The organism is Burkholderia sp. BCC0398, assembly GCF_902833245.1.
Lineage (GTDB): Bacteria > Pseudomonadota > Gammaproteobacteria > Burkholderiales > Burkholderiaceae > Burkholderia > Burkholderia sola.
This window is the reverse complement of record NZ_CADFEM010000008.1, coordinates 214,557-239,107: the sequence shown is the minus strand read 5'-3', so window position 1 is coordinate 239,107 and position 24,551 is coordinate 214,557. Positions and strand designations below refer to the sequence as shown.

Annotated in this window: 22 protein-coding genes; 6 read left to right on the top strand and 16 right to left on the bottom strand. The window is 69.9% G+C overall.

Annotated features, from left to right (window positions below):
* Nucleotides 1-89: 89 nt before the first annotated feature.
* Both HWX76_RS19370 and HWX76_RS19365 read left to right on the top strand, forming a co-directional pair.
* On the top strand, nt 90-785 hold the full coding sequence (locus tag HWX76_RS19370; protein ID WP_050014001.1) for a PIG-L family deacetylase: 696 nt from the start codon (nt 90-92) through the stop codon (nt 783-785).
* The gene (locus tag HWX76_RS19365; RefSeq protein ID WP_176016193.1) at nt 764-1,687 is read left to right on the top strand and encodes a glycosyltransferase; all 924 of its coding nucleotides are present in this window, start codon (nt 764-766) and stop codon (nt 1,685-1,687) included. The genes HWX76_RS19370 and HWX76_RS19365 overlap by 22 nt, the downstream gene beginning before the upstream one ends.
* Nucleotides 1,688-1,704: 17 nt before the next feature.
* Here HWX76_RS19365 and HWX76_RS19360 read toward each other — a convergent pair whose 3' ends face one another.
* Nucleotides 1,705-3,072 carry a sigma-54 dependent transcriptional regulator gene (locus HWX76_RS19360; RefSeq protein WP_050014003.1) on the bottom strand — a complete coding sequence of 456 codons (1,368 nt, stop codon included), beginning with the start codon at nt 3,070-3,072 and terminating at the stop codon, nt 1,705-1,707.
* A 344-nt stretch (nt 3,073-3,416) separates the two neighbouring features.
* Here HWX76_RS19360 and HWX76_RS19355 point away from each other — a divergent pair, with 344 nt between their 5' ends.
* The gene (locus HWX76_RS19355) at nt 3,417-4,454 is read left to right on the top strand and encodes a sigma-54 dependent transcriptional regulator (RefSeq protein WP_176016192.1); all 1,038 of its coding nucleotides are present in this window, start codon (nt 3,417-3,419) and stop codon (nt 4,452-4,454) included.
* Between the two features lie 24 nt (nt 4,455-4,478).
* Here the strand turns inward: HWX76_RS19355 and HWX76_RS19350 are convergent, their stop codons facing one another.
* Together HWX76_RS19350 and HWX76_RS19345 are read right to left on the bottom strand one after the other, a co-directional pair.
* Nucleotides 4,479-5,429, bottom strand: coding sequence for a glycosyltransferase family 4 protein (locus HWX76_RS19350; protein ID WP_050014005.1), 951 nt, complete (start codon nt 5,427-5,429; stop codon nt 4,479-4,481).
* A complete protein-coding gene (locus HWX76_RS19345) occupies nt 5,419-6,507 on the bottom strand; it encodes a glycosyltransferase family 9 protein (RefSeq protein ID WP_176016250.1) in 1,089 nt (362 codons plus the stop codon). The genes HWX76_RS19350 and HWX76_RS19345 overlap by 11 nt, the downstream gene beginning before the upstream one ends.
* A gap of 89 nt (nt 6,508-6,596) precedes the next feature.
* Here HWX76_RS19345 and HWX76_RS19340 point away from each other — a divergent pair, with 89 nt between their 5' ends.
* A complete protein-coding gene (locus HWX76_RS19340; protein WP_176016191.1) occupies nt 6,597-7,649 on the top strand; it encodes an RNA-guided endonuclease TnpB family protein in 1,053 nt (350 codons plus the stop codon).
* A 13-nt stretch (nt 7,650-7,662) separates the two neighbouring features.
* Here the strand turns inward: HWX76_RS19340 and HWX76_RS19335 are convergent, their stop codons facing one another.
* The 9 genes from HWX76_RS19335 to HWX76_RS19295 all read right to left on the bottom strand — a co-directional run bounded on the left by HWX76_RS19335 (nt 7,663) and on the right by HWX76_RS19295 (nt 17,948).
* Nucleotides 7,663-8,664 carry a glycosyltransferase gene (locus HWX76_RS19335; protein ID WP_176016190.1) on the bottom strand — a complete coding sequence of 334 codons (1,002 nt, stop codon included), beginning with the start codon at nt 8,662-8,664 and terminating at the stop codon, nt 7,663-7,665.
* Nucleotides 8,664-10,406 carry a carbamoyltransferase C-terminal domain-containing protein gene (locus HWX76_RS19330; RefSeq protein ID WP_089490323.1) on the bottom strand — a complete coding sequence of 581 codons (1,743 nt, stop codon included), beginning with the start codon at nt 10,404-10,406 and terminating at the stop codon, nt 8,664-8,666. The genes HWX76_RS19335 and HWX76_RS19330 overlap by 1 nt, the downstream gene beginning before the upstream one ends.
* Before the next feature lie 3 nt (nt 10,407-10,409).
* The gene (locus HWX76_RS19325; protein ID WP_089490471.1) at nt 10,410-11,612 is read right to left on the bottom strand and encodes a glycosyltransferase family 9 protein; all 1,203 of its coding nucleotides are present in this window, start codon (nt 11,610-11,612) and stop codon (nt 10,410-10,412) included.
* Complete coding sequence (locus tag HWX76_RS19320; RefSeq protein WP_050014010.1) at nt 11,609-12,220, bottom strand: HAD-IIIA family hydrolase; 612 nt, start codon at nt 12,218-12,220, stop codon at nt 11,609-11,611. The genes HWX76_RS19325 and HWX76_RS19320 overlap by 4 nt, the downstream gene beginning before the upstream one ends.
* Nucleotides 12,211-12,960, bottom strand: a complete 750-nt coding sequence (locus tag HWX76_RS19315; protein ID WP_089490470.1) for an SDR family oxidoreductase — start codon at nt 12,958-12,960, stop codon at nt 12,211-12,213. Before HWX76_RS19315 ends, HWX76_RS19320 begins: the two co-directional genes overlap by 10 nt.
* A 254-nt stretch (nt 12,961-13,214) precedes the next feature.
* Nucleotides 13,215-13,742 (bottom strand): hypothetical protein, encoded by a 528-nt coding sequence (locus HWX76_RS19310; RefSeq protein ID WP_034196537.1) that lies wholly within the window; start codon nt 13,740-13,742, stop codon nt 13,215-13,217.
* The gene (locus HWX76_RS19305) at nt 13,684-16,503 is read right to left on the bottom strand and encodes an ABC transporter transmembrane domain-containing protein (protein ID WP_244137989.1); all 2,820 of its coding nucleotides are present in this window, start codon (nt 16,501-16,503) and stop codon (nt 13,684-13,686) included. Before HWX76_RS19305 ends, HWX76_RS19310 begins: the two co-directional genes overlap by 59 nt.
* Before the next feature lie 46 nt (nt 16,504-16,549).
* Nucleotides 16,550-17,401, bottom strand: coding sequence for a BON domain-containing protein (locus HWX76_RS19300; RefSeq protein ID WP_050014011.1), 852 nt, complete (start codon nt 17,399-17,401; stop codon nt 16,550-16,552).
* 184 nt (nt 17,402-17,585) lie between these two features.
* Nucleotides 17,586-17,948 carry a chemotaxis protein gene (locus HWX76_RS19295; protein ID WP_176016189.1) on the bottom strand — a complete coding sequence of 121 codons (363 nt, stop codon included), beginning with the start codon at nt 17,946-17,948 and terminating at the stop codon, nt 17,586-17,588.
* Nucleotides 17,949-18,193: 245 nt separating this feature from the next.
* Between HWX76_RS19295 and HWX76_RS19290 the strand changes: the two genes are divergently transcribed.
* On the top strand, nt 18,194-19,786 hold the full coding sequence (locus HWX76_RS19290; RefSeq protein WP_124653543.1) for an ATP-binding protein: 1,593 nt from the start codon (nt 18,194-18,196) through the stop codon (nt 19,784-19,786).
* A gap of 10 nt (nt 19,787-19,796) precedes the next feature.
* On the opposite strand, the gene HWX76_RS19285 is transcribed toward HWX76_RS19290, so the two are convergent.
* The 4 genes from HWX76_RS19285 to HWX76_RS19270 all read right to left on the bottom strand — a co-directional run bounded on the left by HWX76_RS19285 (nt 19,797) and on the right by HWX76_RS19270 (nt 23,560).
* Nucleotides 19,797-20,120: a four-helix bundle copper-binding protein gene (locus HWX76_RS19285; RefSeq protein WP_175975264.1), complete on the bottom strand. Its 324-nt coding sequence runs from the start codon at nt 20,118-20,120 to the stop codon at nt 19,797-19,799.
* 44 nt (nt 20,121-20,164) lie between these two features.
* A complete protein-coding gene (locus HWX76_RS19280) occupies nt 20,165-21,370 on the bottom strand; it encodes a zinc-dependent alcohol dehydrogenase (protein WP_050014013.1) in 1,206 nt (401 codons plus the stop codon).
* Nucleotides 21,371-21,515: 145 nt separating this feature from the next.
* Nucleotides 21,516-21,923 carry a DUF1269 domain-containing protein gene (locus HWX76_RS19275; protein ID WP_235356218.1) on the bottom strand — a complete coding sequence of 136 codons (408 nt, stop codon included), beginning with the start codon at nt 21,921-21,923 and terminating at the stop codon, nt 21,516-21,518.
* Nucleotides 21,924-22,030: 107 nt separating this feature from the next.
* Complete coding sequence (locus HWX76_RS19270) at nt 22,031-23,560, bottom strand: FAD-dependent oxidoreductase (RefSeq protein ID WP_176016188.1); 1,530 nt, start codon at nt 23,558-23,560, stop codon at nt 22,031-22,033.
* 233 nt (nt 23,561-23,793) lie between these two features.
* Here HWX76_RS19270 and HWX76_RS19265 point away from each other — a divergent pair, with 233 nt between their 5' ends.
* On the top strand, nt 23,794-24,534 hold the full coding sequence (locus HWX76_RS19265) for an NAD(P)-dependent oxidoreductase (protein ID WP_176016187.1): 741 nt from the start codon (nt 23,794-23,796) through the stop codon (nt 24,532-24,534).
* The last annotated feature ends 17 nt before the right edge of the window (nt 24,535-24,551 follow it).

Sequence of the window (24,551 nt, the reverse complement as noted above, 5' to 3'; positions counted from 1 at the left end):
GCGCCGCGAGTGGGCACGACACATGCTGACCCGCATGTTGGCCGATGCGCACCGGCGGCCCAGCCGCTCACGATGGAGATCTTCACGCCATGCCCGATCCGACACGCTGGCTCGTCGTCTCGCCGCATCTCGACGATGCCGTCTTCAGTTGCGGGCAACTGCTCGCGCAGGCGCCCGGCTCGATCGTCGTCACGGTCTTTGCGGGGGTGCCGCCGCCCGGCACGCCCGCGCCGCCGTGGGATCGCCGCGCGGGGTTTCGCCACGCCGACGAAGCCATGCGCGCGCGCCGCGACGAAGACCGCCGCGCGCTCGCGCTGCTCGACGCACGCCCCGTGTGGCTCGACTTCCTCGACGATCAGTACGGCGTGCCGGCCACGTCGACCGCGATCGCGGCGCGCGTGGCCGACGTGATCGACGCGCACCCCGGCTTCGGCGTGCTCGCGCCGGCCGGCCTGTTCCACCGCGATCATCTGCAGGTGCAGGAAGCCATGCTGTGGCTGCTGCGTGACGACGATGCGTCGCACATCTGGCGCTTCTACGAGGACGTGCCCTATCGCCGCATCGAAAGGCTGATGGCCACGCGCGTGAGCGGCTGGCGCGAACGCGGCTGGATCGCGCATCCGGTCGCCGCGCCGGCCGGCAGCAAGACGGACGGCGTCGCCGCGAAAGCCGCCGCCGTCGATGCGTATGCCAGCCAGGTGACGCTGCTCGAGCCTCATATGCGCGCCGCGCTCCGCGAACCCGAAACGATCTGGCGACTCGAATGCGACGTCCCGTCCGTGTAACGCCCGCGCGCGCCGCGCTGCCGCCGGCCGAGCCGCGCGTGACGGCCGTCGTGCTGACCTGCCGACGCACCGCCGAACTCGCACGCACGCTCGACCACCTTTGCGCGCTGCCGGACCGGCCGGCGATCGTCGTCGTCGACAACGGAGCCGACGCCGAGACGGCCATGCTGATCCGCGAGCGCTTTCCGTATGTCGCGCTCGTGCATGCGCCGGGCAACCTCGGCGCGGCCGGCCGCAATCTCGGCGTCGACGTCGCCCGCACGCGCTACGTCGCGTTCTGCGACGACGACACGTGGTGGGCGCCCGGCTCGATCGCCGAAGCCGCGAACCTGCTCGACGCGTATCCGCACGTCGCGGCCGTCACCGCGCGCGTGCTGGTCGGCCCCGGCGAGCGCGAAGACCCGACCTGCCGACTGATGGCCGACAGCCCGCTCGACGCGCCCGTCGCGCTGCCGGGCAGGCCGATTCTCGGGCTGCTGGCCGGCGCGACCGCGTTCCGGCGCGACGCGTTCGTGCACGCGGGCGGCTACCACCCGCGCTACTTTCTCGGCGGCGAGGAAGCGCTGCTCGCGCTCGACCTGACTCGCGCGGGGCACTGGCTCGTGTATGCGCAGCGCCTCACCGTCCATCACTACCCGTCGACGCAGCGCGACCGGCCCACGCGCGAGCGCACCGCCGCCCGCAACGCGGTGTGGACCGCGTGGCTCAGATGGCCGGCCGCCGCCGCGTGCCTGCATACGGTGCGCATGCTGCCGCTGCTGCGCCGTGAACGCGCGATCGTGCGCACGTTCGCCGGGCTGCCGTGGATCCTGCGCGAACGACGCGCGATCCCGCCGCACGTCGAACGCATGCGTCGCCGCCTCGAGCGCGACCCGCGCCGCGAGGCCGGAACCGAAACATGAACGCGAGCGTAGCGGCATCAGGAATCGGGCTTTTCCGCTTCGTCTTCCAGTTGCGCGAGCCGGTTGTAGATCGTCTTCAGGCTGACGTCGAGCACCTCGGCCGCCTGCGCCTTCACGCCGCCGCATTGCGCGATCGTGCCGAGGATCAGCTTGCGATCGACTTCCTCGAGCGGCGTGCCGAACGGCACCGTCACGCGATCCTCGTGCGAATCGACCATGCTCGACAGTTCGTCCATGATCGGCGGCGGCAGCGTGTCGATCACGTCGGCATCGGTGAAGATGCTCGCGCGCTGCACGAAGTTGCGCAGCTCGCGCACGTTGCCGGGCCATTCGTAGGTTTTCAGCGCTTCGCGCGCGGCTGGCGAGAAGCGCAGATTGCGGCCGCTCTCCTCGTTGTAGCGCTGCAGGAACGCATCGGCGAGCATCGGGATGTCGTCGCCGCGTTCGCGCAGCGACGGCAGCGGGATCGGGAACACGTTGATCCGGTGGAACAGGTCGGGCCGCAGCTTGCCGTCGGCCATCGCGGCTTCCGGGTCGCGGTTCGTCGCGGCGACGATGCGAACGTCGACGTCGATCTCGCGCGTCGAGCCGAGCCGCGTGACGCGCCCGGTTTCCAGCACGCGCAGCAGCTTGACCTGCGATTCGACCGGCATTTCGGTGATTTCGTCGAGAAACAGCGTGCCGCCGTCCGCGCGTTCGAAGAAGCCCTTGTGCTGGCGTTCCGCGCCGGTGAAGCTGCCGCGGTCGTGGCCGAACATCTCGCTCTCGACCAGGTTCGCGGCGATCGCGCCGCAGTTGACCGCGAGGAACGGCCCGCGGCGGCGCAGGCTGAGGTCGTGCACCGTCTGCGCGGCGAGCTCCTTGCCGGTGCCCGATTCGCCGGTGAGCAGCACCGACGCTTCGGTACGCGCGACGCGACCGATCGCGTCGTACACGGCCTGCATCGCGGGCGAGCTGCCGAGCATGCGGCCGAAGCGGCCGAGGCGCTGCAGCTCCGAACGCAGCTCCGCGATTTCCTCGTGCAGCGCGCTCGTGCGCGGCACGCGCGCGAAGATGCTGTTCAGCCGCTGCATGTTCAGCGGTTTCACCAGATAGTCGGTCGCGCCGCGCCGCAACGCATCGATCGCGGTTTCGAGGCTCGCGTGGCCGGTGGTCAACACCATTTCGCAATGCGCGCGCTTGGGCAGCGCGTCGAACAGATCCATCCCGTTGCCGTCGGGCAGCACGAGGTCGCACAGCACGAGATCGGGGGTATGCGTCGAGACGAGCGTGCGCGCTTCTTCAAGCGTCGCGGCCGTATCGCACGTCAACTGCTGCGTGCGTGCGAGCGTGGCGAGCATCGTTCGCGTGTCGGCGTCGTCTTCGACGATCAGGACGTAAGGCATCGAGGCTCCTGTTAATGCGGCCCGGCACATGCGTCGGCCGGTACCGCGACACGTGCAGCGTCATGCACGTCACAAAGGCCTCGACGGCATCTTCAACGCTGCACACGAACGGACAGACAAGCTGCCCTGCACTGAAAACGCGTGCTTAGCAGTATAGAAGAATGGTGTCGCGCATTCGTCGTTCATCGAATAAATCTATCTGTCTGCGCAAACCGCATTGCCAGATTCAATGTCGGTGAAGCTATATAAAAGGTATCCTGAATACGTAAAAAACGACGTATGCCACGTCACTTTTTACCTGGTCACCACCCATTCGGTCAAAACTTCCCAACCGGTCATACTCCATGTCGAAATCCGACGATGACGGCACGCGACTGTTCGGCCGTTCGAGAACCATTCAGGATCTGCTACTGAAAGTGTCGCGCGTCGCCGCCACCCGCGTGAGTGTGCTGGTGGTTGGCGAAAGCGGAGCGGGCAAGGATATCGTCGCCCGCCTCATTCACGATATGAGCCCGCGCCGGCGCGGCCCGTTCGTGCCCGTCAATTGCGGCGCGATTCCGAAAGACATCGCGGAGTCGCATTTGTTCGGTCACGAAAAAGGCAGCTTCACGGGCGCCGTTGCACAACATGTGGGCATGTTCGAAGCCGCGCGCGGCGGCACGCTGTTTCTCGACGAAATCGCCGAGATGCCCCTCGAATTGCAGGTCAAGCTGCTGCGCACGCTCGAAACCAACACGATCGTGCGCGTGGGCGGCCACGACGCGATTCCGCTCGACGTGCGGATCGTCGCGGCCACGCATCACGATCCGGTCGAGGCCATGCGCAACGACACGCTGCGCGAAGACCTGTTCTACCGGATCGCGCCGATCGCGCTGCACGTGCCCGCGCTCAGGCAGCGCGAGGACGACGTCGGCGACATCGCGCTGCAGATCGTCGAACGGCTGAACGCGCGGCACCGCACGAGGAAGCGCCTGTCGACGCAGGCGATGAAGGCGCTGCGCGCCTACACGTGGCCCGGCAACGTGCGCGAACTGCGCAATGCGCTGGAGCGCGCGTTCATCCTCGCCGACGAGCAGATCGAACTGCAATTGCCGCGCCGCCCGCCGCCGCGCGAGGAAGTGCGTCACAACGCGATGACGCTGCATATCGGCACGACGCTCGCGCATACGCAGCAGCGCTTCATCGTCGCGTCGCTGCGGCATTTCAACGGCGACAAGCCGCGCACCGCGAAAGCGCTCGGCATCAGCCTGAAAACGCTGTACAACCGCCTCGCGCTGCTGCCCGAAAGCGAGCGCAATGCGGCCAGCGGCAACGCGCCGGCGGCGGCGACTGCGTCGAACGGCAACAGCACGCCGAGCTCGCCGCCCGCGCCGCCTCCGTGAGCGCGGCGGCCCAAGCCGCCGCCGTCACGCCGTCACGTCCCGCAGCGCGGCGTCCCAGTCGCGCGCGAAGCGCTCGATGCCGAATCGCTCGCACGCGTCGCGTTTGGCCGCCGCGCCCCACTCGCGCGCGAGTTCCTGATCGCGGATCAGCGTCCGCATCGCGTCGATCAGCACGGCCGGCCGCGTATCGGCCACGCCGTTGCTGCCGGTCTTCACGAGTTGCGCCATCTCGGTCGTCGCGAGCGCGACGATCGGCAGCCCGATCATCATCGCCTCGATCACCGCGAGCCCGAGGCTCGTGTAGCGAATCGGATTGAAGAAGAACCGGTAGTGCGACAGGAACTGCGGCAGCGCCGGGTTCGGCACTTCGCCGATCCCGCCGAGTTCGGTCGAGCCCATCCCGACCAGGTCGATCGGCACGCTGTGCCGCACGACCTCGAACAGGTCCGCGCCGAGGCGCCGGCCGCGGCGCGCGAGGTTGTTCACGACGGCCACGCCCTTCGGCAGCGTGCCGCGATACTCGACGCCTTCCGGCACCAGCACGCCGTGCTCGATCACGCGCGTCGGCGTCACGCCGTTGTCCCACATCAGCGCGTTGAACGGCGTCACGTGCACCAGCAACACGTTCGGGTCCTGCACCGGATGCAGCGTGTCGGTCGGATGCTCGCGCGGCGGATCGTGCTCGACAAACAGCGTCGGCAGCGCGCGCTGCGCTTCGCTCAGCAGCCGCAGGCGGTCGTGCTGGTAGTGCTTCACGTGCTGATACAGCACGCAGTCGAATTCGGTGTCGCGCACGCACTCGGCCGGCACCTCGTGCACGTTGTCGCCCCACGGCAGGTGGCCGACGCGGCCCGCATAGCCGGGCGGATGCTGCGGCTTCGTCACGATGTAGAAATCGTGCGGCGCCTGCGACAGGTAATACAGATAATTGCCATGCACGTGCCAGGTCAGCACGCGCAACCGCTTAACAGACATGACGTCTCTCCTCCGCGAGCAGTTCGCCCGCCCGGTCCATCACGTCGCCGACGCCGATCGCGGTCGCGCACTCGTGCCCGTACGGGCAGGTATCGAACATGCACGGCCGGCACGCCGGGTAGTTCGCGAGCACGCGATGACGTTCGGCGTCGAGCGGCGCCCAGCGGGCCGTATCGCTGCCGCACGCGACGACGATGCTCGGCGTGCCGAGCGCCGCCGCGACATGCGATACGCCCGTGTCGTTGCACAACAGCAGCCGCGCGCGGGCGATCAGCGCGGCCAGCGCGCCGAGCGGCGTGCGGCCGCACAGGTTCACGCACGGCCGCCCGAGGTGCTCGGCGAACGCGCTCGCGAGCCCCAGTTCCGCGCGCGTGCCGGTCAGCACGATCTGCCAGCCGTCGTCCGCGAGCTGCCGCGCGGCGAGCGCGAAGCGTTCGACGGGCCAGCGCCGCGACGCCATCCGCGCGCCGGGATGAACGATCACGTAGCGGCCGGGATCGAGCGCATGTTCGTCGCAGAGCACGTGCCACAGCGCGTAGTCGAGGCCGCCGAGCGGAAATTCGAGGTAGTCGCCCCAGTCCGCATAGCCGAGCTTGCGCGTGAGCGCCAGATAGCGCGCCACCTCCGGTTCGTCGTCGCGCCAGACCAGCGCGCAGTCGAGCGTGGTCGTGCCGCCGTCGGCCGGCACGAAGCCGGCCGTGCGCGTCGCGCCGAGCGACGCGACGATCGCGTTCGTGTGCACGCCGCTGCCGTGCAGCTGGATCGCGAGATCGAAGTCGCGCGCGCGGCATTCGGCGATGAACGCTTCGCGCGTGGCCGCGTCGGGTTCGGGCTGCTCGGCGAGGCCCGGCGCGCCCGGGAACGCGATGAAGCTGTCGATGTAATCGGAAAATCGCGACGCGAACTCGCGCGCCCACGGCAGGCCGATCAGCGTGATGCGCGCATCGGGTTCGCCGCGCCGCAGCGCGCGCAGCGCGGGCACCGCGCACAGCATGTCGCCGAGCTGCAAAGCGCGGAATACCGCGATCCGCTTCGGGCCGCGCGAGCCGTCGGAATCGACGCTGGGATCGAGCTTCATCAGTTGCTCCGAGAAACCCCGTCCTTCAGGACGGAGAGGAAAGGCATGCTGTTGACAGGCAGCTTCTTCCACGGGTTAGGATCACCTGCATGATTCTTGTCTATCGCTACCGGGTGAAGTCGCTCAACGGACTGCTCAACAAGCAGAGCCGTGCGGTGAACTACGTCTGGAACTTCTGCAATGACACGCAGAAGCACGCGCTGAAGTGGGGCAAGAAGTGGCCGACGGGATTCGACCTGAACGTGCTGACGACGGGGAGCAGCAAGGAACTCGGTATTCACTCCGGCACGGTCAACGCGACGTGCGAGCAGTACGCGAAGTCGCGCAGTCAGCACCGTCGGTCGTACCTGCGCTATCGCGGCAGGAAGTCGCTCGGCTGGGTGCCGCTGAAGGGCCGAGACCTGAAGCGCGAGGGCGAAGCGTTCCGCTTTGCCGGCAACACCTTTCGCGTGTTCAACAGTCGACCGCTTCCCGAAGGCAAGATCAAGGACGGGACCAACTTTGCGCAGGATGCACGCGGCAACTGGTTCTTGAACATAGCGATCGAGATGCCGGATGTTCAGGCTCGCCCGATCCGTTCCGGTGTGGGCATCGATCTCGGCCTGAAAGACTTCGCCACACTTTCGACCGGCGAGAAGCTGCCTAACGACCGGTTCGGTCGATGCGCGGCCGAGAAACTCGCGAAAGCGCAACGGGCGCGAAAGCACAAGCGGCATATCGCGAAGCTGCACGCCAAGGTCGCGAATGCGCGTGCCGATTTCCAACACAAGCTCGCGCTCGATCTGGTGCGGCGTTTCGATTACATCGCGGTCGGCAACGTGTCGGCCGCGACGCTCGCCAGAACCAGGATGGCGAAGAGCGTCTACGACGCATCCTGGTCGTCTTTCCGAAACAAGCTCCGCTACAAAGCGATCGCGCACGGGGCCACGTTCGAGGAAGTGGACGAAAGCGGTTCGACCCAGTCCTGTTCGGCGTGCGGGTCGAAAGACAGCACGACGCGGCCGAAAGGTATCGCGGGACTGCGAATAAGAGAGTGGGCCTGTAGTGACTGTGGTGTCGAACATGATCGAGATACCAACGCTGCGTTGAACATTCTCCGATGCGGACGTGCATCGCCAGGTGTGGGAATCCTCTCCCTTTAGGGAGATGAGGGCGTCAAAGGAAAAACACCCGGAAGTGAAGCGCGCCGCGCATGCGCCAGTACAGCGACACGGGCGGAATCGCGATGGAGGTAACGATCATCTCTGCCACGTGCGACGCCGTGAGCTGCGTGCCGCGCAACCGTTTCGCGCAGAACCCCGCGGTAATCGCGGCCCACACCGCGACGCACACGATGGCCGGCGCCGGCCAGCCAGCGGCGAAACAGCCGATCGCGCCGAGCGCGGCGAGCACGGCCGCGTAGTAATGCCACGGCGGCACGGGCCGGATATGACGCCGGTACGTCGCGCGGTGCTTCTTGTACAACAGCGCATCGAAATACACCTTCGACTGCGCGCCGATGCTCGATCCCCAGCGCGCGGGGCGCACCGGATGCACGATGCGCGCGGCGTCGGCGTCGACGATCGGCCCCGCATGCTCGCGCAGCGCGAACATCAGGTCGGCGTCCTCGCGCCACGCGCGCGTGAAGCGTTCGTCGAAGCCGCCGATGCGTTCGAGCGCCGCGCGCCGCACGAAGCAGTTGGCGGTTGCGAATTCCGCATGCGCGAGCCCCGCCGCGTCGCGTTCGTAGTCGGTCGGGCGCGGGCGCAACGGCACGTCGATCCGGCCGGCGGCGGCCGCCGCCGACGGCGCGGCCTGCAGCGCGGCCGCGCCGTTGCGCAACCAGTCCGGATCGGGGATCGTGTCGTCGTCGGTGAACGCGATCAGCGCGCCGCCCGCGCTGCGCCAGCCGACGTTGCGTGCGCCGGCCGGGCCTTGCGTGTCGGGCGCGGTCATGTAGCGGATCACCGGCACGTCGGTCACGCGCGCGCGGCACGCATCGACGACGGCGCGCGCATTGCCGGCCGGGTCGTCGTCCACGACGACGATCTCGTAGGTGGTCGGGTCGAACACCTGCACGCACAGCGCGTCGAGGCAGCGTTCGAGCAGATCGGGCCGCCGGTAGGTCGGCACGACGACCGACACCACCGGCGGCAGCTGCGTGTCGCGCATGTTCATCACGGCTTCTCCAGCAGGAACGGGCCGATCACGAGCGCGTCGAGCGGCGACGTCCAGAAGCATTCGATCGCGTCGCGCGGCGAGCACACGATCGGTTCGCCGCGCGTGTTGAACGACGTGTTGACGAGCACCGGCACGCCGGTGAGCGCGTCGAACTCGGTCAACAGCGCATGCAGCAGCGGATGCTGCGTCGCGTCGACGGTCTGCACGCGCGCGGTGCCGTCGATGTGGCGCACGGCCGGAATTTTCTCGGCGCGCTCGGGCAGGACGTCGTACACGAACAGCATGAACGGCGCGCGCAGCGGCGTGCGCCGGCCGCCGCTGAACCAGTGATGCGCGCGATCCTCGAGCACGACCGGCGCGACCGGCCGGAAATCCTCGCGATCCTTGATCCGGTTCAGCTTGCGCTGCATGTCCGGATCGATCGGCGACGCGAGGATCGACCGTGCGCCGAGCGCGCGCGGGCCGAACTCCATGCGCCCCTGGAACCAGCCGATCACGCGGTTCGCCGCGAGCAGCGCGGCCGTCTGCGCGGCGACGTCGGCGAGCCGCCGGTACGGCAGCTGCGCTTCCTTCAGGAACGCCTCGATCGCGTCGTCGTCGTAGGCCGGCCCCAGGTACGCATGATCCATCCGCCAGCCGCCGCGCGCGCCGCGCATCCGGAAGTCGGTCCATAGCGCGGCGCCGAGCGCGGTGCCCGCGTCGCCGGCGGCCGGCTGCACCCACACGTCGTCGAACGGGCCGCGATCGCGGATCTTCGCGTTCATCACGCAGTTCAGCGCGACGCCGCCCGCCATCGCGAGCTGCCGCTCGCCGGTCTCGGCGGCGAGCCAGGCGACCGCCTGCAGCGTCGTCTCCTCGAGCACCCGTTGCAGCGCGTGCGCGATGTCGCAGTGATGCGGCTCGATCGGGCCGCCGCGTTCGCGCGGCGGGCCGAACAGTGCCGCGAGATCCGCGTCGCGCACGTCGTAGCGCCCTTCGCCGCGATACTGCACGAGCTTGCGCATCTCGTCGGCGAACACCGGCTTGCCGTACGACGCGAGCGCCATCACCTTGTATTCGTCGGACGAGTGCAGGAAGCCGAGATAGCGGGTCAAGCGCTCGTACAGCAGCCCGAGCGAATGCGGCAGATTGACCTGCCCGAGCCGCCGGTACGATCGGCCGTCGAACACGCCGTAGCTCGTCGTCGCCCGTTCGCCGCGCCCGTCCATCGTCATCACCGCGCAGCGTTCGAACGGCGCGGCGAGAAACGCGCTCGCCTCGTGCGCGAGATGGTGCTCGATGAAATGCCAGCGGAACGGCCCGTCGTGCGTGACGCCGCGAAAGCGCCGCTGCAGATGATGCGGCACGCCGCCCGCGAGCTGGCGCGGCGCGTTGACGATCGACGACAGGAACAGCGGATGCCACGGCGACGCGCCGTCCTCGCGCGGCGCATGCGCGGACGGCGACAGCGGCAGGGTCAGCGCCGGCGCCGTGCCTTCGCGGTCGAGTTCGAACCACGGGTCGTACGAATACGCGACGTGGTCGACGTCCGCGAGCGTGATGCCCGCTTCCGCGAGGCAATAGTCGATCGCGTGGAAAGGCAGCTCCCAGGTCGAGAACGGCACCGGGCGCTTCGCATGCTTCACGTGCGTGAAGCGTTCGTCCTCGGCCGCCGCGATCACGACGCCGTCGCGCACGATGCACGCGGCGCTGTCGTGGAAGGCGGCGTTGATGCCGAGCGTATGGATCGGATCAGGCATGCGTCAGTTCCTCGTGATGACGTGCGCGAACGGAATCACGTTCGATGCGTGCGCCGCGACCGGCTCGTCGTCGTGCGCGGCAGCCCGCGCGGCCGTGCGTTGCGCATGGCGCGCGCTGCCCCGCAGCAACGCGTGCACGGCGGCGGCGACGTCGTCGACGCTCACGCCGCGCAGGCACGGATGGCCGGGCTGGTTGCACACGCTGCGATAGCAGTTGCGGCACGGCACGTCGACGTTCAGCACACGGTGCGGCACACGCCACGGCATGTGCTGCGGATTGGTCAATGCATACAGGTCGACCACCGGCGTGCCGAGCGCGGCCGCGAGATGCACGGGGCCGCTGTTGTTCGACAGCAGCAGGTCGGCCGTCTCGATCAGCGCGCCGAGTTCGCCGAGCGGCAGCACGCCCGCGAGCGGCACCGCGCGCGAGCCCGCCCGTTCGCACACCGCGTCGACCAGCGCGCGTTCGTCCGCGCTGCCCGTCACCGCGATGCCGTCGAACAGCGGCGCGACCGCGGCGGCCGCTTCGCCGAAACGCTCGGCCGGCCAGCGCCGCGACGCGGCGGTCGCGCCCGGATGGACGACGAGCCAACGCGGGCGCTCCGCCGCCGGCCGCCGTGCACCGCCGAAGCGCTGCAACGCGGCCTGCAGGCGCGCATGCACCGCACGCCGCGCCGCGTCGCCCGGCTCGAACGCCATCCGCCAGTCCGCCGTCTTCGCGCCGACGGCACGCACCAGCGCGAGCTGGCGCGCGACCTCGTGGCGCACGTGCGATGCCGGCTCGGTTTCCGGCACGCGGTCGGTCAGCAATTCATACGGGTTCTCGCGGCAATGCGCGAGCCGCAGCGGGATGCCGGCGAGCCAGCACATCATCGCGGCGGGCAGCGGATTCTGGCTGTAGACGGTGAAGATCACGGCCGCGTCGAAACGGCCCGCCAGCAGCCGGTCGATCATGTCGAGATCGGCCACCGGATCGCCGCGCACGTCGGGATGCTTGACCCATGGCGCGTCGTAGCTCCACACGTCGTCGACCATCGGCAGATGCCGCGCGAGCGCGGCGCCCGTGCGCGACGTCAGCAGCGTCAGCTGGCGATCGGCGCCGCTCTCCTTCAGCGCGCGCAGCGCGGGCGTGGTCATCAGCACGTCGCCGATGCTGTCGAGCCGCACGCACAGGATGCGGCGGGCGCGGCTCCAGGCCGTGCTCATTGCCGCACCCACGAGCCGTGCCGACGCGCGGCTTCGCGCACGACGATGTCGGCGGCGAGGTCGATGCGATCGACGACGTGATGCGGCGTGCGCGCGGCGTTGAGCCGCCACTCGGTCTCGTTGCCGCAGTCGACCAGGATCGTGCCGCAGCGCGCGGTGCGGCCGGCCTCGACGTCGTCGAGGATGTCGCCGATCATCCAGCTCCATTCGGGCGCGGCGCCGAGCGCGGCCAGCGCGCGGCGCAGCATGCCGGGGCGCGGCTTGCGGCAGATGCAGTCGCAGGTGTAGCGCGGCACGCTGCCCCTCGGGTGATGCGGGCAGTAAAAAAAATCCGCCAGCGTCGCGCCGTTCGCTTCGAACAATTCGGCGAGGCGCTGGCGGACCGCGCCAAGCTCGTGTTCGGTAAAGCGGCCGAGCGCGACGCCCGGCTGGTTCGACACGACCGCCAGCGGCATCCCGGTCGCGCCGAGCGTGCGCAGCGCGCGCGCAGCGCCCGGCGCGAGGCGCATGCGCGCGGGATCGACGTTGTACGGCACGTCGTCGAGCAGCGTGCCGTCCTTGTCGAGCAGCACCGCGCCGGGCAGCCGGCGTTCGCGCTTCAGGGCCATGACGTCTCCTTCATCGGCAGCACCATCAGCTCCGGCACCACGGTGCCCGGCGGCTGCATCAGCACGAAACGCACGGCGGCCGCAACGTGCTCCGGCGGCTGCAGCGTGTCCTCGTCGATGTCGGGAAAACGGTCGAGCAGGAACGGCGTGCGCATCCCGCCCGCGACGATCGCCGACACGCGCACGCCGCTCGGCCGCAGCTCGGCATGCAGCGCGTGCGACAGGCCGAGCAGCCCCCACTTCGTCGCGTGATACGCGGACGCGTTCGGCCACGCACGCTTGGACGCGGTCGACGCGATGTTCACGATATGGCCGTCGCCGCGCGCCTTCATCATCGGCACGGCCGCGTGACACATCAGGTACGGGCCGAACAGGTTCGTCATCAGCACCTGCTGCCACGCGTCGACGCTCACGTCGTCGATCGGCGCGGTCACGTCGATCGCCGCGTTGTTGACGATCACGTCGAGGTCGCCGAGCGATTCGCGCGCATCGTGCACGACCTGCAGCACCGATGCTTCGTCGCGCACGTCGAGCGGCCGGCCCACCGCCTGCCCGCCGTGCCGTTCGAGCCGCTGCGCGACGGCTGCCGCGCGGTCCCCGTCGAGATCGGCGACGACCACATGCGCGCCGTGCTGCGCCAACTCTTCGCAAATGGCTTCGCCGAGACCGCGGCCGCCCCCGGTCACGAGTGCGGTCCGGCCGGCGAGCGGCGGTTTGGCTGGATCGTGAGTCGCGTTCACCTGCACCTCCTGTCGATGTCGGAAAGCAATCCGGCTGACGGCGACACTTGTCGCGACAACCGTCCGTGCAGGAGGTACAGCTAAAACCGTGCCGGCCTACGCGGGCCCGCGCCGCATCGGGCCGGAGGCACACGCTCGCTGGCTTTTTTATAACCTGCTGTAAAAACCGGCCCGGGCGGCCGCGCCTGGGCGGCCCCACCTAGGCGGCCCCACCTGGGCGGCCCCACCTGGGCGGCCCCACCTGGGCGGCCCCCTCAGATCGCGAGCCCGTCGGGCGTGGCCTGCGCGCGGTGCTTCGCGAGCGCGCGCAGGCAATGCGCGATGCAGCCCGCGAACGCCTCGTCGAACCACGGCTGCGCGCCCGACACGCCGACCACGATGCCGCCGAGCGCGACGCCGCCCCACAGGTTCGTGTCGCCCGCGCGCAGCCGGTACGGCTCCAGCGCCTGCACGACGTGGCCGTCGCGGCCCGTTTCCCACGACAGCCGCGCCTTGGCCCGTGCATACGCGCGATAGTCGGCGTCCCAGTCCTTCGGGTCGGGCAGCGAAAACTCATACAGGATCGCGTCCTCGAACGCCGCATCGTGCGGCCCGAGCGCCGGGTCCATGATCACGATGTGCAGGCAACCGCTGTCGCCGACGAAATCGCTCTGCAGCGCGGCGGACAGGGTCGGCAGCAGCAGCTCGACGGCCGCCACCGCGGCCTGGCGGTCCGCGAACGCGCTACCGCCGCGACGTGCGTTCAGGGCTTCGGGTGTCGTCGGATTCAGAAGGTTCGGCATGGATTTCTCCGGAGGAAAACGCGAGCGCACGCAACGCCGCGATCAGGTCGGCCGCTACCGCGGGCTTGGTCAGGTACGCATGGAAACCGGCTTCGACCGCACGCGTGCGGTCGCGATCGCGCGCATGGCCGGACAACGCCAGCGCTTCGAGCGGCGCACGGCCGTCGCGGTCGCGCGCGGCATCGAGCTGGCGCACGCGCGCCATCACCGCGTAGCCGTCCTCCTCGTCGTCGCCGAGATCGATGTCGCAGACGAGCAGCGCCGGCCAGTCGGCCCGGCGCGCGCGCCACAGGTCGTCCAGCAGCGCCTGGCCCGACGCATACGCGTGCACGTCGGCGCCGGCCACCTTCAAGAGCGCGGTGAGGGCCTCGCGCGCCTCGTCGTGGTCGTCCACGCACGCGATGCGCAGCCCGTCGAGCGGCTTCGCCGTGGCCGCCTTGCCGGCCTCCGGATGCGGCAACGCGCCGTCGGGCTGCATCGACGCCGGCGCCACCGCGTACATCGGCAGCGACAGGTGCAGCGTCACGCCAGTATCGTCGCGTTCGCGCACGACGTAGCCGCCGGCCTCCTCGATCGCGTCCTGCAATCGTTCGAGATCGATCAGCGACAGTTCGGTGGCGTCGACGCCCGCGCACGCGATCGTGATCCGCGCTTCGGGGTCGTGGCGCGCGGTGCGCACCTCGAGCTGCCCGCCGCTGCTCGCTTCGATCGCGCCGCGACACAGTTCCCACACGAAGCGCCGCAGCGCGGCCGGATCGGCGTTGACGACGAGATCCTCGTCCGACACATGGCGGAACACCGGCACGCCGCGCAGCGCGGCCGCCTCCGCCAGCGAATCGAGCACCTGCGACACGAGCGGGTTGATCCGCACCGGCTGCCGCGCGAACTTCGCCTCCGTGCGTTCCAGTTCGCGCTGCTTCGCCTGCAGCGACCACATCTGCGCATACACGCCGCCGCTTTCCAGCAGATCGTCGTGGGTGCCCTGCTCGACGAGCCGGCCGTACTCCATCACGAGGATGCGGTCGGCATCGACGATCGTCGACAGCCGGTGCGCGATGATGAGGCTCGTGCGATGCTGCGCGACGCGCATCAGCTCCTGCTGGATCGCGCGCTCCGAGCGCGTGTCGAGCGCCGACGTCGCCTCGTCGAACACGACGATCGGCGGCGCCTTCAGCAATGCGCGCGCGATCGCGACCCGCTGCCGCTCGCCGCCCGACAGCCGCACGCCGCGCTCGCCGACGCGCGTGTCGTACGCATCGGGCAGCCGCTCGATGAACGCGTCGAGCTGCGCGCCGCGCGCGGCCGCGATCACCTCGCCGCGGGTCGCGTCGCGCTTGCCGTACGCGATGTTGTACGCGAGCGTGTCGTTGAACAGGATGGTGTCCTGCGGGACGATGCCGAGCGCGTCGCGCAGGCTGCGCTCGGTAACGAGCCGTAAATCCTGGCCGTCGATCCGGATCGTGCCCGCGTCGGGCTGGTACAGCCGGAACAGCAGCCGCGCGAGCGTCGACTTGCCCGAGCCGCTGCCGCCGACCACGGCGATCGTCTGCCCGGGCTCGATGCGGAACGACACGTCGAACAGGATCTGCCGGCTCGGCTCGTAGCCGAAGTCGACATGCTCGAACTCGATCGCGCCGCCGCGCACGACGAGCGGCTGCGCGCCGGGCGCATCGCCGTCCTCGCCGGGCTTGCCGCGCGCATCGAGCAGCCCGAACAGCCGCTCGATGTTCGTCATCGCGTCGTTCGCCTCGCGGAACACGAAGCCGAGCGCATTCAGCGGCAGGCTGATCTGGATGATGTACGCGTTGATCAGTACGAGATCGCCGATCGTCATCGCGCCGCGCGCGACCTGCTGCCCGGCGAGCAGCATCACCGCCGCGATTCCCGCGCCGATGCACGCGCTCTGCCCGATATGCAGCGTCGACAGCGCGTACTGGTTGTCGACGCCGGCCTCGCGCCATGCGTCGAGCACGCGATCGAGCCGGTTGCGCTCGACGTCCTCGCGCGCGAAGTACTTGACCGTATCGACGTTCAGCAGGCTGTCGACCACGCGCGAATTCGACTCGGCCTCCAATGCGTTCACGCGCCGCTGGTAACGCATGCGCCGGCGCGTGAACACCACCGTATACGCCGCGTAGACGGCAAACGTGACGAGGATGATCGCGGTGAAGCCGCCGCCGTACTTGCCGATCACGATCACGAGCACCGAGCCGATCTCGATCGCCGTCGGCACGATCGTGAACACCGCGACGCCGAGCAGGTAGCCGATGCCGGCCGTGCCTTTCTCGAGGTCGCGCACGACGGCACCCGTCTCGCGCTGCGCATGAAAGCGCGCGCCGAGGCGATGCAGATGGCCGAACGTGCGCACGGTAAACGACGCGACCGTATGCTGCGTGACCTGCACGAAGGTCATGTCGCGGACTTCGTTCAGCGCGTTCGACGCGAAGCGCACGACCGCGTACGCGAACAGCAGCAGCACCGGCCACGCCATCGGCTGGCCGGCCGCGCGACCGAAGCCGTCGACGATGTCCTTGAGCAGCAGCGGCACCGACACGGCCGCCGCTTTCGCGAGCACCAGCAGCACGATCGCCGCGAGCACGCGTGCGCGGTAATGCCAGATCGCGCGCCACAGTTCGACCGCGATCCGGACGCGCAGGCCGCGCCTGTCGTGGCGGTGGCGGCGATGGCGGTGGTCGCGCGGGTCGCGGCCTGCCGCCGCATCACGTTCGTTGACGGGCGTTTCGTCGATTCCGGTCGTCATGCACGCATTACTCGCGGTCGGGGGCGCGGCGTCTCACGCACGGGGCTCAATGGCGCGGTTCGCGCTCGCGGCCGCCCACCACGGTGCCCGGTTCGGGGTCGCGTGCGGCAGGCTGGGTCGGCGTGACGGTCCGCTGGTCCGGATGCAGCACCATGCCCGTATCGTGTTCGTCGTCGCGGCGCACGCGCACGCGATTCTCGACGTCGCGCACGCCCAGGCAGCCGTCGGCCAGATCCTCGATGTCGTGCTTCATCCAGCGCGCCGGCACCGTGCCGTCCAGCTCGACGCGACCTTCCTTCACCTGCACGGCGACGTCGCTCACGTCGATCTCGAGCGCGTGCGCGAGCCGCTCGCAGACGTCCTCGCGAATCCGTTCGTCCGAGCGCGTATAGCCTTTCGGCCCGCGGCGATGGCGCAGTGCGTCGCGTTCGGTGTCCCTGCCGAAGCGCGACAGATCGGGGGCGCTGCCGCCGTAGCGCGGGTCGCCTATGTCGCGCTCGCCGCCGGATGCGCGCATCCGGTGCGGGCTGCGAAATTCGGGGCGCTCGCCGCCGTACCGGCCTTCGCGACCCTCCGCACGGCGACCCGGTTCGCCGTAGCCGCGCTCGGCGTCGCGCGCCGGCTGGCGCGCGCCGCCCGGCCAGTCCGGGTCGCCTGCGCCGCGCCGCTGGTCGACCGGCCGCGCGGCGCGCTCGGTCCATTCGCTGCCCCAGTCTTCCGGGCCCACGTCCTCGCTCGCGAAGCGGCGGTAAGCCGATTCGTCATCTTCTTCCGGCCATCGGGCCGGGTCGTCCGGGATGCCGCGCTCGCCGGCGCCCCGGTACGCGCGTTCGTTGCGCTCGTGCCAGTCGGGCGGGCCGCCGCGCTCGCCGGACCGTCCGGGATATCGTCGTTGCATCGTGTCTCTCCTTGATCGCCTACGCCGCACACGGCACCGTGCCGCGTCGCGGCGCGCGTCGGTCGGGTGAATGCAAATCGCGTGCCGGCGCCGTGGCCGGGCCGCGACGGTTGCGCGCCGCAGTGCCGGGAAGCCGTCAGGCGCCCCAATCTGCAACGCGATTGCAGTTTTTGCGTGCCGGGCGTCACCGCGCGGCGCCGGATTCGTCCGGGTCGTCCGGGTCGTCCGTGCGGCCGGGTTCGCTCAGCCGCTCGGTGCGGTCCGGCTCGATATCGGCGCCCTCCTCGAGCGTCGAATCGCCGTCCGCCGACGCGCGCTCGCCGGTCCCCGCGCGGTCCGTATCGCTGTCGAGCGCCGCGTCGCCGCGTTCGAGCGCGTGGTCGTCCAGCGGCGAATCGACGTCGAACGGATGGCGCCGCGCGCCCGCCGTGTCGCTGCCGCTGTCGGACGAGTCGCTCGGGCCGAGCGCCCTGCCGTCGCGACCGCGGCTGGCGTTGTCGTCGTCCGGGCCGGCCGGTTCGTTATCGGGATTCAGCGTGCTGTTCATGTCGATCTCCTTGCCTGGCTTGCCGCCGCGCGGCAGGCGGACCGTCCCGGCGTGCAATCGGCATGCCGCGCCCGGCGCGGACGGCGGGCCCTGCGGACGGCACGGCCCATGCGCACCCATTGATCAGCTGAATCGAGTTCCTTTATGCTTTCGGACGTGCCAATTCGCTCCGTATGGCCGCCGCCGGCGCGCCCGGCAGCGGGCCGGCGACCTGCGGCCGCCCGTATGTTCAACTTGCCGCTCCGATGAAGAAAGACGACGCCGATCTCCAACCGCATCCGCCGCCGCCCGGTTCGCCCGACGCGCGCGACCTGCTGCACCGCTTCGCCGAATTCCGGTTTCAGACCGTGGTGGAGTCGATCACCGACTACGCGGTATTCATGCTCGACCCGCACGGCAATGTCGCGACGTGGAACGCCGGCGCCCAGCGCATCAAGGGTTACGCCGCCGCCGAGATCGTCGGCCACCATTTCTCGCTGTTCTATCCGTCCGACGCGATCGCGGCCGGCCGGCCGGCGCACGGGCTCGCGCTGGCCGCCGCGCACGGCCACTTCGAGGACGAAGGCTGGCGCGTGCGCAAGGACGGCACGCAGTTCTGGGCGAGCGTGACGATCACGCCGGTGCACGACGCGACACACCAGCTGTGCGGCTTCATCAAGATCACGCGCGACATGACCGAGCGCAAGCGGCTCGAGGAGCTCGAAGCGTCGACGCATCGACTCAGCGTGTTCATCGCGATGCTCGCGCACGAGCTGCGCAATCATCTGGCGCCGCTGCGCAATTCGGTCGGCGTGCTGCAGAGCCTGCCCGATCCCGCGCCCGCGCTCGTGCAGTGTCGCGACGCCGTGCATCGCCAGGTCGGGCAACTGACGCGGCTCGTCGACGATCTGCTCGACGTCGGGCGGATCACGGCCGGCAAGGTCGAACTCGACGCGCGCCCCATCACCGTGCGCGACATCGTGTGCCGCGGCGTCGAAAGCATCCAGCCGAAGCTGGCCGCGCGCGGGCAGTGGATCCGCGTCGACCTGCCGACCGATTCCGTGGTCCTGCACGGCGACGACGCACGGCTCGTCCAGGTGCTGCACAACCTGCTCGACAACGCGTCGAAATTCTCGCCGCACGGCGGCCGGATCGACGTCGGCGCGCGGATCGAGGGGCCGTCCGTTGCGATCCGCGTCGTCGATCACGGCGTTGGCATCGCACCGGGCGCGCTCGAAACGATCTTCGACCTGTTCCAGCAGGAAGGCGCATCGGGTCGCTCCCCGTCCGACGGGTTCGGGCTCGGGCTCGCGATCTGCCGGTCGTTCGTCGAACTGCACGGCGGGCGGATCGTCGCGGAAAGCGACGGGCCCGGCCACGGCGCAACGTTCACGATATGGCTGCCGATCGCGCAAACGACCCGCAACGCCCCTTCCGCACCGCCCGCGCCAGCCGCGCTCGAACCGCCGGCCGACGCGCCGCTGCGCATCGTCGTCGTCGACGACAACCGCGATTCGGCCGATACGCTCGCGGTGCTGCTGCAAATGAAAGGGCATGCGCCGCGCGTCGCGTACAACGCGGCCGACGCGCTGGCCCTCGCGCGCGACTACGCGCCGCACCTGATGCTGCTCGACCTGACGATGCCGGACGTCGACGGCTTCACGCTGCTGCAGGAACTGCGCGCGATCGACGCGCTGCGCGACACGACCTGCGTCGCGCTGTCCGGCCATGCGCGCGCGTCCGACCTCGCGCGCACCGAACGCGCGGGCTTCGACGACCATCTCGTGAAGCCCGTCGAGATGGCCGTCCTCGACGCGCTGCTGCAGCGCGTCGCGCGCCAGGTTCAGGACACGCCGTAAGCGCCCGTACTCAGGCCATCGCGCGGCACATCGCCGCGCACGCCTCGCACGCGAGCGCGCAGCGGCGGCAATGCTCGTGCGCATGCCGCGAACACTCGGCCGCGCACAAGTCGCACGCGTGTGCGCACAGCGCGCAAATGCGCGGTGCGAGCCCGCTGCGGCGCGCCATCGCGCCCGACGCGAAGCGGCACAGCTGCGCGCATTCGATGTCGAGCGCGATGCAGCCGGCCAGCGCGTGCACGTCGCGCTCCGCGAGGCAGGCGGCCGCACAGGTGTCGCACGCGTGCGCGCACGCGTCGCACGCGGCCATGCAGTTGTCGTATTGATCGCTCATCGCAGTTCTCCCGGTTTCGGTTTGCATCGTTTCGGTTCGTGTCGTCACGGCGTCAGCTTCACTTTCATCCAGCCGGGCTCGCGCACGTCGAACGCGCGATACGCATCGATCGCGTTCGTCAGCGGCTCGCTGCGCGTGAGCACCGACAGCGGATCGAACGCGCCGCTGCGCACCAGCTCGACGAGCGGCGGCGTCACCGTCCGGTGATTGCAGTTGCCCATCTTGATCGTGAGGTTCCGGTTCATCGCCTCGCCGATCGGAAACACGCGCGCCGCCTGCGGATACACGCCGATCACCGAGATCGTGCCGGCCTTCGCGACCGCGCGCACCGCCCATTGCAGCACCTGCGACGGCCCGTCGCCCGGCACCCAGTTGCGGCCGTCCGGCTTGCGGTGCGGCGCGATCGCGTCGACTTCCGCATCGAACGCGCGCGCGGCGTCGCGATCGGCCGCGGCCGGCCCGTGCGTCGCGCGCATCGCATCGACGCCCACCGCGTCGATCACGCGATCGACGCCGATCCCGCCCGTCAGCCGCAATATCGTGTCGACCGGATCGTCCTCGGAAAAATCGACGATCTCGGCGCCCTGCGCGCACGCCATCTCGAGCCGCGACGCGATGCGGTCGACCGCGATCACGCGCCCGGCGCCCATCAGCTTCGCGCTCGCGATCGCGAACTGCCCGACCGGCCCCGCGCCGAACACGGCGACCGTATCGCCCGGCTTCACTTCCGCGAGCTGCGCGCCGAAATAGCCGGTGGGGAAGATGTCCGACATCAGGATCGCGCGATCGTCGTCGATCGCATCGGGCAGCCGGATCAGGCTCGCATGCGCAAGCGGCGTGCGCGCGTATTCGGCCTGCAGCCCGTCGAACGGGCCCGTTTCCGCCGGCCCGCCGAAGAACGAAGTGCCCGCGCGCGGGCCGCCGGGGTTCGCGACGTCGCATTGCGCTGTGTAGCCGGCGCGGCAGTACGCGCAGCTGCCGCACGCGATCGTCGACGGAATCAGCACGCGATCGCCGCGCCGCAGGTTGCGTACGTCGCGCCCGACCGCCTCGACGATGCCGACGCCTTCGTGGCCCAGGATCGTGCCGGGCTTCATCCCGCCGAGCGTGCCGCGCACCATGTGCAGATCGGTGCCGCAGATCGCGCTGGCGGTCAGGCGCACGACCGCGTCGGTCGGCGCGGAGACTTCCGGATCGGGCACCGTGTCGATGCGAATGTCGCCGATGCCGTGAAATACGACTGCTTTCATGTCAGGCCCTCCTTGTCGAAAGCGGAAACGGTGAATGTGACCGTCGAGCCGATCGAGCAAGGGGTGCGCCTGTGCAGCGCGCGCGGTGCGCGGGGATGCGCGGGCGGGAAGCGCGGCGATTTCGGGGAAAGACCGTGCCGGCGCGTCAGTTCGTCGGCGGGTCGTTGCCGCTGTTGCCGTCGTTGTCGTCGCGTGCGTTCGAGATCGCTTCGACGAGCTTCAGTTCGTCGTCGACCGACAGCGTCGTGTCGGCCACTTCGCCGCCCAGCGGCGCGAGCGCCGCGCTCAGCGCGTAGATGTCGACCTGCGTCGCGGCCAGCCCGAGCGACACCGTGCCGGGACGCGCCTTGCGCGCGACGCGGTCGGTCAGCGCATCGTCAACCGGCCGTTCGCGCCACGCGTCGAGCGACGATTCGATGTGCGCGACCACATTGTCGAGCAGCACGCCGGACGACACGCGGCCCGGGTCGACTGCATGCGTGCGCAACTGTCCGTCGGTCGAGCAGGCGACGATCACGACACCCGCGAGCGCGACGACGTGCCGGTCGCGCAACGTGCCGAGTTCGGCCAGCGCGGCGCGAACTCGGTTTCGAAACGTGCACGGACGTCGGGGTTCATCTCGTCTCCCTTCAAGGTTCGGTGGGGGTCGTCATGCTGCTTTCAGGCGGGCACGATCTGCCGCTCGAGCGCCGCTTCGGCCTTCAGGCTGTCGAGATCGCGGGCGATCGTCACGACCGCGCGCCGCGTGTTGCCGCGCCAGTATGCGATCGAGCAATCGTGCGCGCCGAGGTCGCCGTCGATCTCGACGCGATCCCATTGCTCCGCATGCCCGACATAGCGGAGCGTCAGGTCGTAATGCTGGCTCCAGAAAAACGGCACCGCGTCGAACGGCCGCTGCTGGCCGAGCATGTTGCGCGCGGCGACGATGCCCTGCCGTTCGGCGACGACCCAGTGCTCGACGCGAATCCGCTCGCCCGTCAGCGGATCGGGCCAGCGCGCGATGTCGCCGGCCGCGTAGATGCCGGGCGCGCTCGTCTGCAGGAAGCGGTCGACCGTCACGCCGCGCTCGACGGCGAGCCCCGCGTCCTGCGCGAGCGCGACGTTCGGATGCACGCCGATGCCGACCAGCACGACGTCGGCCGGCAGCACGTCGCCGTTCGACAGCGTCACGCTGTCCGGTCCGATCCGCGCGGGCGTCGCGCCGAGGTGGAACACGACGCCGTGCGCTTCGTGCAGCGCCTTGATCGTGTCGCCGAGCGCGTCGCCGAGCACGCGGCCCATCGGATGCGGATCGGGCGCGACCACCTGCACGTCGAGCCCGCGCGTGCGCAACGCGGCGGCCGCTTCGAGCCCGATGAAGCTCGCGCCGACCACCACGCAGCGGCGCGCCGTTTTCAGCCTGGCGATCAGCGCATCGCAATCGGCGCGCGAGCGCAGCACACAGACGTGCGGCAGATCGGCGCCGGGCACGTTCAGCCGGTTCGGCTCGGCGCCCGTGGCGAGCAGCAGCGCGCCGTATTCGATACGACTACCGTCGGCGAGCTCGACCGCCCGCTGCGCGGGATCGATGCGCGCGACCCGCGTGTTGCAGCGTACGTCGATCCGCTGCTCGGTATAAAACGACGGTGCGCGCAGCGGCAGCCAGTCGGCCTGAGCCGTGCCCGCGAGGTAATCCTTCGACAGGTTCGGCCGGTCGTACGGCGGATCGGCATCGGCGCTCAGCAGCGTGATCGGATGCGGATAGCCTTCCTGCCGCAGCGTGACGGCTGCCGCGATCGCGGCCGCGCCGCCGCCGACGATCACGACCGAGGCCGGCAGCCCGGCCGCCTTCAGCGCGGGCGGCACGGCCGCCGGTCGCGCATCGATAACGACCGCGCGGCCGTCGCGCCGCTCGACGCGCCAGCACGGCAGCCCGTCGAGCGCCGGTGCGCGCTCCATCTCGCCGGTGCGCAGGCAGAACGCCGCGTGATGCCACGGGCATCGAATCGTGTCGCCGACCAGCAGGCCCTTGGCCAGCGGGCCGCCGTAGTGCGGGCATTGCGCGCCCACCGCGAACAGTTCGTCGCCGCGGCGCACGAGCAGCACCGCCGCATCGCCGACATGGCCTTCGATCATCGCGCCGTCGGCGAGATCGTCGAGCGCGATCCCTTGCGTGAGATCGGGTGAGGACGCAGCATCGCTTCCAGTCATGACGTGGCTCCCGAAAAGTCAGGTAACGATCCCATTATCGACATCCCTCCTGAAAAGAACAGGTACAGACGCCCCGCAGCGCACGAGAAACGCGGACTGTAGCTTGTACGCGATCCACGACCGGCGTAGAACGTGATCGACGTTGCGGCGCAACACGCCGGCCGCGCTGCGAGCGCCCGCGCGACCCGCGCAATCCGCGTGCCGCCTTCCCCCTGTCACAGGAGCGCTACCCGATGGCCACCGTGCTGTGCGTGCTCTACCCCGATCCCGTCGACGGCTATCCGCCGCGCTACGTGCGCGATGCGATGCCGGTCATCACGCGCTATGCGGACGGCCAAACCGCGCCGACGCCGGCCGGCCCGCCCGGCTTCCGGCCCGGCGAACTCGTCGACTCGGTGTCCGGCGCGCTCGGCGCAGGGCGCATCGGTCTGGCCGTGCTGCGCCGGCTGCACCCGTTCGGCCTGCCTCTGCATTACACGCAGCGCCACCGGCTCGATGCGTCGATCGAGCAGGCGCTCGCGCTCACGTATCACGCCGACGCGGCATCGCTCGCGAGCGCCGTCGATATCGTCAGCCTACAGATTCCGCTGTACCCGTCGACCGAGCACCTGTTCGACGCGGCGATGATCGCGCGGATGAAGCGCGGCGCGCACCTGATCAACACCGCACGCGCGAAGCTGGTCGACCGCGACGCGGTCGTGAATGCGCTCACGTCCGGCCATCTCGCCGGCTATGGCGGCGACGTGTGGTTTCCGCAGCCGGCGCCCGCCGATCACCCGTGGCGCACGATGCCGTTCAACGGAATGACGCCGCATATCTCGGGCACGTCGTTGTCCGCGCAGGCGCGCTATGCGGCCGGCACGCTGGAGATCCTGCAATGCTGGTTCGACGGCAGGCCGATCCGCAACGAATACCTGATCGTCGACGGCGGCACGCTCGCGGGCACCGGCGCGCAGTCGTATCGACTGACATGACGTCGCACCGCGCGCGG

Coding starts and splice junctions, on each gene's coding strand:
- HWX76_RS19370 (WP_050014001.1), top strand. CDS start 90: ATGCCCGATCCGACACGCTGGCTCGTCGTCTCGCCGCATCTCGACGAT.
- HWX76_RS19365 (WP_176016193.1), top strand. CDS start 764: ATGCGACGTCCCGTCCGTGTAACGCCCGCGCGCGCCGCGCTGCCGCCG.
- HWX76_RS19360 (WP_050014003.1), bottom strand. CDS start 3,072: ATGCCTTACGTCCTGATCGTCGAAGACGACGCCGACACGCGAACGATG.
- HWX76_RS19355 (WP_176016192.1), top strand. CDS start 3,417: ATGTCGAAATCCGACGATGACGGCACGCGACTGTTCGGCCGTTCGAGA.
- HWX76_RS19350 (WP_050014005.1), bottom strand. CDS start 5,429: ATGTCTGTTAAGCGGTTGCGCGTGCTGACCTGGCACGTGCATGGCAAT.
- HWX76_RS19345 (WP_176016250.1), bottom strand. CDS start 6,507: ATGAAGCTCGATCCCAGCGTCGATTCCGACGGCTCGCGCGGCCCGAAG.
- HWX76_RS19340 (WP_176016191.1), top strand. CDS start 6,597: ATGATTCTTGTCTATCGCTACCGGGTGAAGTCGCTCAACGGACTGCTC.
- HWX76_RS19335 (WP_176016190.1), bottom strand. CDS start 8,664: ATGAACATGCGCGACACGCAGCTGCCGCCGGTGGTGTCGGTCGTCGTG.
- HWX76_RS19330 (WP_089490323.1), bottom strand. CDS start 10,406: ATGCCTGATCCGATCCATACGCTCGGCATCAACGCCGCCTTCCACGAC.
- HWX76_RS19325 (WP_089490471.1), bottom strand. CDS start 11,612: ATGAGCACGGCCTGGAGCCGCGCCCGCCGCATCCTGTGCGTGCGGCTC.
- HWX76_RS19320 (WP_050014010.1), bottom strand. CDS start 12,220: ATGGCCCTGAAGCGCGAACGCCGGCTGCCCGGCGCGGTGCTGCTCGAC.
- HWX76_RS19310 (WP_034196537.1), bottom strand. CDS start 13,742: ATGCCGAACCTTCTGAATCCGACGACACCCGAAGCCCTGAACGCACGT.
- HWX76_RS19305 (WP_244137989.1), bottom strand. CDS start 16,503: ATGACGACCGGAATCGACGAAACGCCCGTCAACGAACGTGATGCGGCG.
- HWX76_RS19300 (WP_050014011.1), bottom strand. CDS start 17,401: ATGCAACGACGATATCCCGGACGGTCCGGCGAGCGCGGCGGCCCGCCC.
- HWX76_RS19295 (WP_176016189.1), bottom strand. CDS start 17,948: ATGAACAGCACGCTGAATCCCGATAACGAACCGGCCGGCCCGGACGAC.
- HWX76_RS19290 (WP_124653543.1), top strand. CDS start 18,194: ATGAAGAAAGACGACGCCGATCTCCAACCGCATCCGCCGCCGCCCGGT.
- HWX76_RS19285 (WP_175975264.1), bottom strand. CDS start 20,120: ATGAGCGATCAATACGACAACTGCATGGCCGCGTGCGACGCGTGCGCG.
- HWX76_RS19280 (WP_050014013.1), bottom strand. CDS start 21,370: ATGAAAGCAGTCGTATTTCACGGCATCGGCGACATTCGCATCGACACG.
- HWX76_RS19270 (WP_176016188.1), bottom strand. CDS start 23,560: ATGACTGGAAGCGATGCTGCGTCCTCACCCGATCTCACGCAAGGGATC.
- HWX76_RS19265 (WP_176016187.1), top strand. CDS start 23,794: ATGGCCACCGTGCTGTGCGTGCTCTACCCCGATCCCGTCGACGGCTAT.